We start from the raw sequence: 12,941 nt of genomic DNA on the forward strand, positions 1-12,941 counted from the left end.
TCCTGATTCTTAACCGGTCAGGAAATTTTTTTAATTAATTAGTACAATGACCGGAGGTTACAGGCATTTAAAGAAGATCAACTTTCCATCAGATCTGAGAAAGATGGACAAGGCTGATTTACCTGAGGTGTGTGATGAACTCCGCCAGTTTATCATCGATGTGGTTTCGTGTAATCCGGGCCATTTTGGTGCGAGTCTCGGAACTGTAGAACTTACAGTAGCCCTTCACTATATTTTTAATACCCCGGACGACCGCATTGTCTGGGATGTTGGCCATCAGGCTTACGGACATAAAATATTAACCGGCAGAAGGGAACAATTTCATACTAATCGCAAACTGGGCGGCATCAGCGGCTTCCCTAATATTTTTGAAAGTGAATACGATACCTTCGGTGTCGGACACTCCTCAACATCTATTTCGGCTGCTCTGGGTATGGCCATCGCTTCAGGCAAAAAAGGCGATAACCGACATGTAATAGCCGTAATAGGTGATGGTGCACTGACCGGTGGTATGGCTTACGAAGCACTCAATAATGCCACGGTGAACCCGAATAACCTGCTTATTATTCTTAACGATAATGAGATGGCCATCTCGCCCAATGTAGGTGGAATAACTGAATATCTTCTGGATATATCAACCTCTAAAACGTACAATAAAATGCGTAGCGAGATGCTGAAAGCACTCTCTAAAATGCATGTTGTAGGAAAGGAAGGAAGACAGGTTATTGTTCGGGTAAACAACACCATTAAAGCCATTTTAGCCCGACAGGGCAACATCTTTGAAGGCTTCAATATCCGTTATTTTGGTCCGGTAGACGGACATGATGTTTTACACTTGGCGGAAGTAATGAAGGATCTGAAAAATATAAAAGGCCCAAAGGTTTTACATATTAAAACCAAAAAAGGAAAGGGCTTTGAACCGGCAGAGAATTCTCAAACGGAATGGCACGCCCCGGGAATGTTCGATAAAATAACCGGGGAACGTGTTGTAGATGTTAAAGAGGGTGTACCTCCCAAGTTTCAGGACGTATTCGGAAAGACCGTTCTTGAACTGGCGCGCGCTGATAAGCGCATAGTAGGTATTACACCGGCTATGACCACCGGTTCATCCCTGGATATAATGATGCAGGAAATGCCCGACAGGGTTTATGATGTTGGCATTGCAGAACAGCATGCCGTGACTTTTTCTGCCGGAATGGCCAAAGAAGGTTTCGTACCCTTTTGTAACATCTATTCCACTTTTATGCAACGGGCCTACGACCAGGTGATTCACGATGTGGCCCTGCAGAAGCTGCATGTTATCTTTTGTCTTGACCGCGGCGGTCTGGTTGGGGAAGATGGCGCCACACATCATGGTGTTTTTGACCTGGCCTACATGCGTTGTGTGCCAAACCTTGTTATTTCGTCTCCTCTGGATGAGGTTGAACTGCGCAACCTGATGTTTACAGCCCTGAACCATCATACAGGACCGTTTGCAATCCGCTATCCAAGGGGAAAGGGGATTAATGCCGACTGGGAACTTCCCATGAAACCCATTAAGATAGGTACGGGAGAGTGCATTAAGGAAGGCAATGACCTGGCTATTCTCTCTGTTGGCCCACTGGGTATAAAAGCCAGATTTCTGGCAGAAAAGCTGGAGAAAGACGGTATTTCTGTTGCGGTTTATAACATGCGCTTTGTTAAACCACTGGATGAAAAACTCCTGCATGAAATCATGCGTCATTTCTCAAAAATCATTACGCTGGAAGATGGCGCCATTACAGGAGGCTTTGGTTCTGCCATCCTGGAATTTAATGCCAGAAACGGTTATGCGCCACGCATAAAACTTCTTGGGGTACCTGATAAATTTATTGAGCATGGCTCTGTGGCCGAACTCCACCACATTTGCGGCTATGACTCCAAAGGAATTAAAAAGGCCATTAAGGAATTAATGACTAATCCAAAGTAGCCTGATTCGCCCATGTCAGTTTGATTCCTAAGGAAAAGAGAAAGTTGTTTTCTGAAAAAACAGAGGGCACCGTTACAGTTGTTCCCAGTTCATTTAAGACACGGTATGTCACAAAATCAATATCGGCATTGAAAGGCACTTTCTGTTTTGTCAGCTCATATACCGGTACTTTAAACCCATAACCGAAGGTCAAACCTCTTTTATCATCCGTCATCCAGTAACCACCTCCGTCTGCGGGCCCCTGATCAGGGCGAGTTTCGTAAAAATATCCAAGCCGTAATGCAAAGAAATCCATAAACAAGGCCTCCGTTCCCAGTCCAATAGAGGTATTGCTTTCATAATTACCGTTGACCACTGTTTTTTCAGGACCCCGAAGTGTTTCCCTGAACTGCAGATGAAAGCTCAAATCAACAGTTTCGGGCATGCTGTTAAAAAAACCGGTAAATTGCTTTACAAAGGAATAGTCAACAGGTAAAGTTCCGTGGTATGATGATCCCAGCGTGAGATGAATAGGCAAATCCCTGTAGTTGAGGTGTTCTTCATACCTCTGCTCTATGCGGTTCTTCATTAACAGGTTCACAAAACTCAGGGCAAAACGAATACGCTGATCCGATAAGTTTTCATATTTAATCCAGTCTGTATTCATGTCATACACTGAACCGACAGAAAGAATAAAGACCTTATTGGTGGTCACATCATTTATCGATTTTTCTATCAGCCAGTTACCTGAAGCGCCAACATACAGGTTTGTCATTGGATTATACGATCCACTCAGGGTATACATCAGCTGTGAACGCTTATCCACAGGCATATCAAGTATTCCGATAACTGTGGTCCAGGGTGTATTTTTTTCCAGATAGCGCATCCTGCTGAAGCCAGCCACCATCTTTTCATTAATCCGGTATGCCAACCCGATAAAACGGTTACTTGATCCCAACCGCACCTGGTTACCACTGGCATAGCTGTCGTAAAACTCAAATTTTTCATGAATAACGCCGAGAGAGGCCGGATTATACACGGCGTTTTCAATACCTCCCTGGGTAATCGTAGTCAGGCCCATTCCTGTTGCTTTGGTACTGGTTGGCTGTCCATAAAAAATACCATTGTACTGGGTCGGAACATAATACTTGTACTGGGCTTTTGCAACGGTTGATGCACATAACGTGATGCACATCAATGCGATAAAATTCTTTAACATATACAGTTGATTAACGGGTTAATACATGATATTCTGACAATACTGTCAGTAACGATATACACCGACTTCCAGAGCCTTGTAATTTACTTTAACATCATCCATATCATTCTGAATTATTTCAATCATTTTGTCTTTGTCAGCTTCAGGAATATCCATTCCATTTGAATTCGCCAATCCGGAGATTACATAAAATAACCGGCCATCCCTGTGCACCAGCTTATCAGCAGCAATAGTAAAGGCATCGCCCTCTAAGCCATCCTCCCTTACGATCCGAAGTTCATATACTGACACGTTGCTTTGCGCATTAAAACCGGCTTCCAGAACAGGTCCTGAAATATGAACGGATCCATCACCGTTATCACTTATGATTATCCTGCTCTGAAACGGAACGCTGAAGACCTCTTTTACCGGTCTGTAAGTTTGCGTGCAGGATACCGCAAAGGTTGCCAATACTGCACAAAAAAGGACGGTTATCTTACTTCTCATCTCCTTCGGGTTTTAACACACATCGGATAAAAAGTGAAATGTCATCAAAGAGTGAAAGAATATAATCAGGATATCAGTGGCGCTTATACAGAAGTAAAAAGAGAAGAAACAAGATGACTGCAACGCCGGCAATCTGCCAAACCCGGATTCCGGTTTTAAGACCGGCAACGGGATCAGAATTCCCAATGATTACAAGTCCTGCCCAGTATTGAGGGGAGAGTGTCCGGTTGTTGGACTGTGCCAGGTAAGTTAGTTTGGCATAGCGTAATGCCTCATCTTTTGGCAGTCCTTTTGCCAGGTTCTTCACAAAAGAACCGGTTATCTCCATCCCTGCTTTTTCATCCTGGTTCCACAGACTGATCAAAAGGCTCTCGGATCCGGCATAAAGAAATGCATGCGCCAGCGACATCATTCCCTCACCCGGTCTGTATTGCGGTTTACCTGTCTCGCATGCGGTCAGTAAAGTGAGATTGGAATGCATATCCGTTCCGTAAATCTGGTAGGCAAAGAGCGAATTTTCCTGGAGCACCGGATCAGAATCTTTAGCAAAAATCAAACGTGAATACACCGGACTGACATTATTGGATTCAGCATGTGTACCGACATGAATAATTTTATTGCCCGAAGCCTGTTCCCTGAACTCCTTTACGGTTGATTGTTCATATGGGTAACTTGCTCCACTGAACATCCGGCTGATTTCTTCTGATAAGGCTACGGTAAACGGCTGTGGTAAAAGCCTCAGGTAGGCTTTATCAATATGGGTGGAATCCTGAACTGTACGTGCATAATTCTGTTTCATCTGATCCGAAAATCCGGGGACAAACCCGGCATAGCTGGAATTAAACTGTTGTGCCCGGTTGAAATGAGAGAACCACAGGCTGTAATGATATGACAGGTTATATCTTGCCAGAAGGCTTTTGGAGCTGTAAGCACTAAAATCCGTAACCGGTTCCACCGTGAGCAGATCAAAGCTTAGATTATGCAGTATTCCATCCGGAATAATCAGTACGCTCTCTTTGTTCAGCACGCTGTCAAACGGTTCCCATAGTTGCTGATAAAGCATGTAAGAGATACGGCCGCTTTCTGTCGGATTGCTCCATACAACCGGTAGTTGTTCTACCAGTGCGGGATCAAAAGACAGTCTGAAAACCTCCTCCTTTCCCTCATGAAAAACAATGGCAAGCAGCGTGGAATCCACAAACAAATAGCGGATCACCTGCGCTGATGCTTCCGGTTTAATATCCGCTGTGGAAATATCGGCATAGCGTAAGCGGTAATAATCGGTGTATCTGTCCCTGAGCCTCTTCTGAAAAGCATCCCACTGGTTAAGCGTCGAAAGATATTCCGAAAGGTTTCCCTCATTATTCAGGAGGTCGCTCAACCTTGTTTTGATGCTATTCTCACGGACCAAAACAGAATCAGGCAGGCCCGAAAACTGCATCCCTGCAACCTGGTTAAGATGCGATCTTATTTTAGTATAGACGGTTTCCTCCTGCAGTTTTAATAATTGATTGATGTATTTTTCCTCACCTGTTTTTTCATAGAGTTCCGTCAGTATCTCCTTCATAAAATCAATGGCATCCTGGTTTTGCGACAGCATGGCCTGTACATTATCCGGATCGGAATAAATGGTTTTTCGCTTCTCCAGAATGGCATAGGCCTGGTTTAACTCATACAACATGCTGTCGAGAAAAGCAACTTTCCGATTCGTTGTAAGGTGGTAAGCCGATTTAGCCCTCAGCAGAATGGCTCCCGGTTTGTCGAAATTAATCCGGACCGAATCGAGATCTGACGAGGCTTCCCGGCGTAGCTTATCCAGAATATCCAGACTTTCCTCTGCAATCTGTTTTGACTTCATATACTGGTCCGTGCTGTAGTATACCTGTCCGACATTCAGCATCTGACGAAAACCGACCAGGGAGACTTTACCATAAGCGGCAGAGACATAATCCAGTCCTTTTTGTGCCAGTGCAAGAGCATGATCCTGATCACCGTGAAGCGCATAAAACACTGTGGCATTCTTAATGAAATTCAGAAAAACAAAATCAAACTTATCTCCGAATGTTTCCTCGTAATATTTTTCAGCGATATGGTAAAAGGAATCAGCTTCAGATATATTCTTTTCCTGTTCAGCGACCAGGGCCAGAGTACTGTAAGCATCAGCCAGATTTTTATGATAGGATTCACCGTTTTGGGTATATCCATTTATCGCTTTCATCAGCCAGCTCCGGGCCTCCTTAAAGCGTTGCAGCGTATAATACGAAATGCCGATCTGTATGGCGGTAAAAAAGATTTCAGGATGATCCGGTGGATAATACTTTACCTTTTCATTGTAAATATACTGATGCAGTTCCAGGGATTCAGCATAATTACCGATACCATGATAAACCGTAGCCAGATTATTGGCGGAATAAAAGAGCGACAAATTTGCCCTGTTCCATTTGGAATCGTCTTTAGCATGAACAGTAAAATACTGAATATGATCGATTGACTGTTTCGCGATATTAATACTCTCCTGCGTTTTACCCATTACATCATACAGGGCTGACAGGTTCCCCTCAAGCATTGATCTGTAATAATACTGATTGGTTAATGTTGGGGTCATGCTGTCGATTAATGCCAGCGCCTGTAACCAGTAATATGCCACAGAATCGTACTTTGCCTCATACCAGTATATAGCTCCCAGACTGTTTAAGGTATTCAGCTCTTCGGAGTCATCAGTTTTGGGATCCAGCTTAAACTGTCCGGCTGCTCTCAGAATATGGGATTTCGCCAGTGCCGGTTCGTTCATATCACTGGCAAGAACGCCAAGGTTACGTTCTATCATCGCCAGTTCTCGCGGTTCAATATCTTTGATGCTTTGACTTATTTTGAGTGCCCTGGCATTGGCATCGTATGCTTTTCTGCTTTGGCCGATACGCCGGTAATAGGTATGGATTTCAAGCCAGGCCTGACGCTGATCACGCAGATTTTGAGAATGGTTCAGGATATAATCCCGCATGTTTTCAACGGTTTTTGAACCGTTTTCACCAAAATGATCTGCAATAAAGCCGGCATAGGAAATAAAATAACTGAGTTCAAGATAATTCCCCTGTGCACGCAGTGCCATTGTATCCCTCCGCAGCAACACACGTGCGGTCCTGTAATTCTTTTCTGATACAGCCTTCTGAAGTTCAGACAACTGCTCATCTACATTACAGAATCCTGATAACGTGACAAATAAGAAACATATGACCGCAAGGGTTTTCATTCATTCCCGATTTTTCTTAATAATTCATCCTTTCGGGGGTGACTGGTCTTTTGGAGAATGTTAATTGCTTTTTCGTTTTGATTGTTCAGCAGATATGCCAGGGCGAGGTACCAGCTGGCATCGTTCCTGAAATCACTATGCATTTCTTCTGCGACTTTTTCAAGCTTCGGGATGGCTGAACCCGCATCCCTGACAGCCAGGTAAGCGGATCCTATAAAATAATTCAGCGTATCGCTTTCGGGCCGGCTGTCTAAAAGCGGTTGCCAGCGTTTAATGGCAGCCTGATAATCGCCGGTTTTGAAATCCACCATGCCCCGATCAAATTCATAATCGGCATTGCTGCTGCTCATAGCAGTAACCAAGCCAGGATCGGTGCGGTAATAATCTGCAAACAAACGTTGATTTCTGTCGGGTCTCATAAACAGATAGACTGATAAAGCCAGAATGACAATAACGGAGGCCGCCACCGCGAAAGGTCTGCTGAAAAGAAAAACAGTCCGTTTCCTGCCCGATGACCGGTTCTTCTCAATTTCCTGATGAAACTGATTCATTATTTCGCGTAATTCCGCTTCCTGTATACCTTCCATCAATTGTCTTATTTCATTGACTTTATCCCTCAGTACCGCATCAGATTGGATTCCGGCATCCATCGTTTGCCGCTCATCCTCATCCATAAGGTTCAGGATATAGCGTTCCAGTTGTTCAAACTCTTTTTGTGATATGTTATGGGGTTTATTCATCATTTAATCTATTCAGGTTTTCCCGCAGCTGCTGAATGCAGCGGTATTTATTGTTACGGGCAGAAGCTTCTGTCCAACCAAAAGCATCGGCTATATCAGCCATACTCTGCTTTCTGAAATAAAACCGGCTTAATATGTCTCTGCATTTTTCACCCAGTTTCCTTAATCCCTGCTCAACAAGCCTGTACTTTTGTTCCTTATCTCCTTCAGCTTCTTCTGCCACATCATGCTGGTTTTCCAGAGCTGTTTTCTTTTTATATCCAACTGAACGCAAATAATCCAGCCATTTGTTTTTTGCAATGCGGTACAGGTAACCATTGACCTCCGACTCACTTCCAGGAACAAATCTGTCTTCTCTGATATTCCTCCACAGTGCGACAAAAGCCTCCTGGAAAATATCCTTGGCCTGCTCACTGTTACCGTTATTCGCCAGTACATACCGCTCCAGTTTTATGTACTGACTGCTGTATATCGTGCTTAAGATATGTGTCGCATTATTTTTAAAACCTTCAATCAATTCCCGGGAAGACATCGCAGATAACTTTCTGTTAATTTACCTTAAAACAGCTATGTCATCGCAATTGTTTTACCCGAATTATTTCATTTATAATCCATTGTCAGAATTTCCTCTCCTGCTATTGTATTGATGGGTTAAAAGGCGCACGGTCATTTTTATCAATAACCCCATCTCCGTCAGAATCCTGAAAATCCTTATCGGTAACCAGAAGTTGCCAGTGAATGGGTAGAAAAACGTCCATTACTGTGGTTTCATATTCTCCGGTTGGCGCAAAACTCACCTGTGCATGATAAAACGAAGTATTCAAATCGGATGCATAGGTAACATTTGCTGTAAACTGGGCAGTCATATCGCCAACCTGGATCAGCCGGCTTTCGAAGCCTGTAAATAAACTCGATGTGATCGGTTGGGTCTTAGGACCATTGGTGCAGTCAATCTGTATCTGATCCGCTGTAAATCCAAAACCGTTTAAAAAATTGTTGATCTCGGCACGCAGTACGTCCGTTGTGGTCAGCTGACCCGAAAAAATATTATTATAATACCGCCAGACCACCATGTTGTCGTTCCGGATCACATCCACACCAATGAGACTGGGATTGCCATCTCCCAGCTTATCAGCTCTGTATCCAACCGGAAACTGAACACTAAGCAATGGCCATTCAGTATATATGAAAATGTTCGGATCAGGATTTGCAATAACCGGCACACCGCCCGGAATATCTCCGCGTGCCACACCGTTTGCCAGATCCCAGTATAACCCTTTTACCCCCGTAATATCTTCACAGGTGGATTTCACACTTTTGAATGCTTCCTGCTCACTCTGAGGTTTCTTACATCCCCAGAATGCTAAAAGAAGGATGCTAATACCAACGTATTTGAAGCTCATATTCATGCACTTTATTCATACATCGGATGAACGCAAAAGTGTCATCAAAATAAGAGCACTAAATTTTTAAAAGGAGTTAAGAAGGTATCACCATTGTAAACGTTGTACCGGTTTCGGGAGTCGAATTTACTTTCAGTGTTCCACCATGCAGACGCATAATTTGTCGTGAAAGGCTTAAGCCAATACCGGATCCGTTTTCTTTGGTGGTAAAAAAGGGTATAAATATTTCATCCAGAATCTCTGATGGAATACCGGGGCCATTATCCGATACAATAATTTCCGTTGATCCTGATGTGTTGTTGCAACTGATTTCAATTTCAGGGTCAGGCACAGAGGATAGTGCTTCTATCGCGTTTTTAACCAGGTTTATGACCACCTGAACCATCATCTGTTCATCGGCTGTAAACATAAAGTCTGCTGCTGGTGATTTAAACGTAATCTCGCCTTTGAAGTTATCCTTCAGGGGTGAAATCAGGATTTTTAGACGGTCCGAGAAGTTATGACATTCTATTACATCAGGCTTGGGTTCTGGTGCACGGGTCAATGCACGGTACGACTGCACAAAACGAATCAGTGCCTCCCCTCTTTCACCTATTACATCCAGTCCGCCAATGGTGCTTTTGATGTCATCTTCATCAACCGGGCTTTTCTCAGTATTAACTTTTTCCTTCCATATTCCTTTCAGCGTCTGAGCTATGGATGTAACGGGAGCCAGGGTATTCATAATTTCGTGACTGAGTACGCGGATCAGCTTTACCCAGGAATCAATTTCCTTTCGCTCCAGTTCCCCTCTGATATCCTGTATAGTAATCAAGCGGATTTTTTCATGCTTCAGGCTAATTTCAGAACAGCGTGCAATGACCTGCAACTGCTCATTCCCCCTGTTAAAAGTCAGCATCTTTTTCTGCCCGTTTTCAACCTTATCCAAGTCCTCCTTAAATCTTTGATCCAGACGGCTTAACTGTGACAGGTGAGTCAGTGTCTGTAGTCCGGTCAACTCCAATACGGCACTGTTGACATCTGTAATAAAGCCTTTCTCACTGACTACCATCACTCCTGTGGCAATGTTTTGCAGAATTTCACTGAAATAGCGCTCTTTAATCCGGCTCTCCTGTTTGGTCTGCTGCAGAATAATATTAAGTTCATTCAGGGTTTCATGCAATTCATTTATAATTTTATTTCCGGTTTCAGGAGGAAAGCGAAGTGTGGTATCTTCGTTTTTTACGGCCTGAATAAAATACGTAATCTGCTTGTTGGTTGTGTTGATAAAACCGATCAGACCGGCAACACTTAACAACACCAGAACGGTTAGGCCGGCGATATACATCCAGGACATACCGGAACCCAAAGCATAACCTGTCGCAGCGGTTAAAAGGATCAATAAAAGAACCCTGAAGAACAGCACCCGGTTGTACCGTTTATAAGCCATACCGTTTGATTTTATTATAAAGCGTCTGCCTGGTTATTCCCAGCTGACCGGCTACGGCTGTCATGTTTCCGTTCTGTGCATCTATAGCACGTTGAATAAGCCGCTTTTCCATGTCTTCAAGCGTTCCCTCATAATCTACATTGCGGTTCAGCTCTTCGGATTTAAACATAAAATCGCCTGCTCCTATTTCCGGTTGATCGCAAAGGATTACTGCCCGTTCAACCGCATGTTGAAGTTCTCTTACATTGCCGGGCCACGAATACCGTGTAAGCTTATCCATGGCAGATGAAGAGATACGAAGTCCCTGCTTATTATATTTACGGGCATATTTTTCCAGAAAAAATGCGGCCAGTTCCGGAATATCAGACAGTCGCTCCCTCAGTGGCGGTAATTCAATCTGTATTGTATTGATTCTGTAGAGCAGATCTTCACGGAATGTTCCTTCATTTACCATTTGGGTAAGATTACAGTTGGTGGCACAAATCAGCCGGATATCGATGTCAACCGGCTTGTTGTCCCCAAGTTTTGTCACTTTTCTGTTTTGGAGTACGGATAATAATTTGGCCTGCATGGCAAGCGGAAGATTACCTATTTCATCCAGAAAAAGTGTGCCTTCGCCTGCTGTTTCAATTTTCCCGGTACGTTCGGCATGTGCATCGGTAAAAGATCCTTTTTTATGCCCAAACAGCTCACTTTCGAACAGTGTTTCGGAAATAGATCCCATATCCACCGTCACCATAATTTTGTTTCTCCGTTGCGACAGACGATGAATCTCCCGGGCAATCAACTCCTTTCCGGTTCCGTTTTCACCTGTAATCAGAACATTGGCATTTGTTGCTGCAACCTTACCAACCAGGGTCAGTATGCTGAGCCAGGCCTGCGAATTTCCGATGAGTTCCCGGTGGTTATTATTCAGTTCTTCCACCAGCTGATCCTGTCTGCGGGTAAGCTTGTTTATTTCATTTTTTGACTGACTCAGTCTGAAAGCCGATTCAACGGTAGCCAGCATTTTTTCATTTTCCCAGGGTTTAAGTACAAAGTCGGTCGCTCCCATGCGGATTGCCTTTACAGCCAGTTCAACATCTCCGTATGCTGTTATCATCACCACACTCACCGACGGATTAAGCTCCAAAACACGCTGTAACCAATATATACCTTCGTTTCCCGTATTTATCCCCGCCGTAAAATTCATATCCAGCAACAACACATCATAAGCTTCATTTTGCAATTCATTTAATAACATATTCGGTGAAGACAAGGTCCTGACTTTATTACATCTCCCTTTAAACAAGAGTTCTATCGCACTTAGAATGCTTTTGTTATCATCAACAATCAGTATGTTTGCTTTTTTGAACGGGGTCATAATTAATACCGGTTAACCGGAACTTATAAGCTAAAATCAATCCAAATTTAATATGGCAAATAAAATGCATCATATCAGACTGTTAAAGTTAATGCTTATTTTTCATGTGTAAAAATATTTTACACATTTGTCAATATCTTTTACAGACCAGTTCTTTTGAGAAAAATAAAATCCCGGTGCAAACCTATTGGCTGTTTGTATAAATAATTGGCACTCTATGTAAATAAATTTGACACCCCAGGCAACTATTCTATTGTAAAGTGCTATATTTATGCAACTTAGAACTATGGCACAGGATTAGCAAACAAACAATTACTATCTGATCGCAGACGGTTACCGGATCGGATAAAATAAAGTATAACGATTAGACTATTGCAACTAAAAAATAAACACGCCCAAATTAAAACGACATGATTAAAACGAAAAATCTTTCAAAAATATTCAGGACTGAAGATATTGAAACCCTGGCACTGGACGCCGTCAATTTTGAGGTGGAAAAAGGTGAATTTGTTGCCGTTATGGGTCCTTCAGGCTGTGGAAAATCCACCTTATTGAACATCATCGGCCTGCTGGATAACCCAAGTGAAGGAGAATATTTTTTCGATGGAGAAGAAGTTGGTAAGCTGAAAGAACGTAACCGGACACAGTTGCGCAAGGGGAACATCGGTTTCGTATTTCAGAGTTTTAACCTTATCGATGAACTGAACGTGTATGAAAACGTAGAACTGCCACTTATCTACCTGAAATTAAAAGCCAGGGAACGCAAAGAAATGGTAGAGAAAGTGCTGAACCGGATGAAAATCTCGCATCGTGCCAAGCATTTTCCGCAACAGTTATCCGGTGGTCAGCAACAACGTGTGGCTATAGCCCGTGCAGTTGTCGCAAACCCAAAATTAATCCTTGCCGATGAACCGACCGGTAACCTCGACTCCAAAAACGGACTGGAAGTAATGAACCTGCTCACTGAACTTAACAGGGAAGGCACAACCATTATTATGGTTACACACTCTCTGCATGATTCAGAATTTGCCCACCGCGTAGTAAATCTGTTCGACGGACAAATCATAACCGAAGAAGTTAAAAAACAACTGGGCGATGTGTTGCTGTAGTACAGACTACAATAC

At 43.3% G+C, this 12,941-nt stretch carries 10 protein-coding genes; 2 read left to right on the forward strand and 8 right to left on the reverse strand.

The window, feature by feature from the left end:
* The first annotated feature begins 46 nt into the window (after positions 1–46).
* Positions 47–1,948: a 1-deoxy-D-xylulose-5-phosphate synthase gene (gene dxs / locus ACE1EF_RS07550; protein ID WP_375720027.1), complete on the forward strand. Its 1,902-nt coding sequence runs from the start codon at positions 47–49 to the stop codon at positions 1,946–1,948.
* On the opposite strand, the gene ACE1EF_RS07555 is transcribed toward dxs, so the two are convergent.
* The 8 genes from ACE1EF_RS07555 to ACE1EF_RS07590 form a co-directional block, all read right to left on the reverse strand.
* On the reverse strand, positions 1,935–3,146 hold the full coding sequence (locus tag ACE1EF_RS07555; protein ID WP_375720028.1) for a PorV/PorQ family protein: 1,212 nt from the start codon (positions 3,144–3,146) through the stop codon (positions 1,935–1,937). The two genes, dxs and ACE1EF_RS07555, sit on opposite strands and share 14 nt — an antisense overlap.
* Positions 3,147–3,191: 45 nt before the next feature.
* Positions 3,192–3,632, reverse strand: a complete 441-nt coding sequence (locus ACE1EF_RS07560) for a hypothetical protein (RefSeq protein WP_375720029.1) — start codon at positions 3,630–3,632, stop codon at positions 3,192–3,194.
* Between the two features lie 73 nt (positions 3,633–3,705).
* Entirely contained in the window at positions 3,706–6,882 is a 3,177-nt protein-coding gene (locus ACE1EF_RS07565; RefSeq protein ID WP_375720030.1) for a CHAT domain-containing protein, read from the reverse strand.
* Entirely contained in the window at positions 6,879–7,625 is a 747-nt protein-coding gene (locus ACE1EF_RS07570; protein ID WP_375720031.1) for a tetratricopeptide repeat protein, read from the reverse strand. The genes ACE1EF_RS07565 and ACE1EF_RS07570 overlap by 4 nt, the downstream gene beginning before the upstream one ends.
* Positions 7,615–8,154: an RNA polymerase sigma factor gene (locus tag ACE1EF_RS07575; RefSeq protein WP_375720032.1), complete on the reverse strand. Its 540-nt coding sequence runs from the start codon at positions 8,152–8,154 to the stop codon at positions 7,615–7,617. The genes ACE1EF_RS07570 and ACE1EF_RS07575 overlap by 11 nt, the downstream gene beginning before the upstream one ends.
* Before the next feature lie 103 nt (positions 8,155–8,257).
* Positions 8,258–9,025, reverse strand: coding sequence for a hypothetical protein (locus ACE1EF_RS07580; protein WP_375720033.1), 768 nt, complete (start codon positions 9,023–9,025; stop codon positions 8,258–8,260).
* Between the two features lie 76 nt (positions 9,026–9,101).
* The gene (locus ACE1EF_RS07585) at positions 9,102–10,454 is read right to left on the reverse strand and encodes a sensor histidine kinase (protein ID WP_375720034.1); all 1,353 of its coding nucleotides are present in this window, start codon (positions 10,452–10,454) and stop codon (positions 9,102–9,104) included.
* Positions 10,444–11,817: a sigma-54-dependent transcriptional regulator gene (locus tag ACE1EF_RS07590; protein ID WP_375720035.1), complete on the reverse strand. Its 1,374-nt coding sequence runs from the start codon at positions 11,815–11,817 to the stop codon at positions 10,444–10,446. The genes ACE1EF_RS07585 and ACE1EF_RS07590 overlap by 11 nt, the downstream gene beginning before the upstream one ends.
* Before the next feature lie 410 nt (positions 11,818–12,227).
* On the opposite strand from ACE1EF_RS07590, the gene ACE1EF_RS07595 reads away from it, so the two are divergent.
* The gene (locus ACE1EF_RS07595; RefSeq protein ID WP_375720036.1) at positions 12,228–12,926 is read left to right on the forward strand and encodes an ABC transporter ATP-binding protein; all 699 of its coding nucleotides are present in this window, start codon (positions 12,228–12,230) and stop codon (positions 12,924–12,926) included.
* The last annotated feature ends 15 nt before the right edge of the window (positions 12,927–12,941 follow it).

Origin of the sequence: Quyinboa sediminis (genome assembly GCF_042219855.1) — a bacterium.
Classification (GTDB): Bacteria; Bacteroidota; Bacteroidia; order Bacteroidales; family UBA5342; genus JBHJHP01.

Coding starts and splice junctions, on each gene's coding strand:
- dxs (WP_375720027.1), top strand. CDS start 47: ATGACCGGAGGTTACAGGCATTTAAAGAAGATCAACTTTCCATCAGAT.
- ACE1EF_RS07555 (WP_375720028.1), bottom strand. CDS start 3,146: ATGTTAAAGAATTTTATCGCATTGATGTGCATCACGTTATGTGCATCA.
- ACE1EF_RS07560 (WP_375720029.1), bottom strand. CDS start 3,632: ATGAGAAGTAAGATAACCGTCCTTTTTTGTGCAGTATTGGCAACCTTT.
- ACE1EF_RS07565 (WP_375720030.1), bottom strand. CDS start 6,882: ATGAAAACCCTTGCGGTCATATGTTTCTTATTTGTCACGTTATCAGGA.
- ACE1EF_RS07570 (WP_375720031.1), bottom strand. CDS start 7,625: ATGATGAATAAACCCCATAACATATCACAAAAAGAGTTTGAACAACTG.
- ACE1EF_RS07575 (WP_375720032.1), bottom strand. CDS start 8,154: ATGTCTTCCCGGGAATTGATTGAAGGTTTTAAAAATAATGCGACACAT.
- ACE1EF_RS07580 (WP_375720033.1), bottom strand. CDS start 9,025: ATGAGCTTCAAATACGTTGGTATTAGCATCCTTCTTTTAGCATTCTGG.
- ACE1EF_RS07585 (WP_375720034.1), bottom strand. CDS start 10,454: ATGGCTTATAAACGGTACAACCGGGTGCTGTTCTTCAGGGTTCTTTTA.
- ACE1EF_RS07590 (WP_375720035.1), bottom strand. CDS start 11,817: ATGACCCCGTTCAAAAAAGCAAACATACTGATTGTTGATGATAACAAA.
- ACE1EF_RS07595 (WP_375720036.1), top strand. CDS start 12,228: ATGATTAAAACGAAAAATCTTTCAAAAATATTCAGGACTGAAGATATT.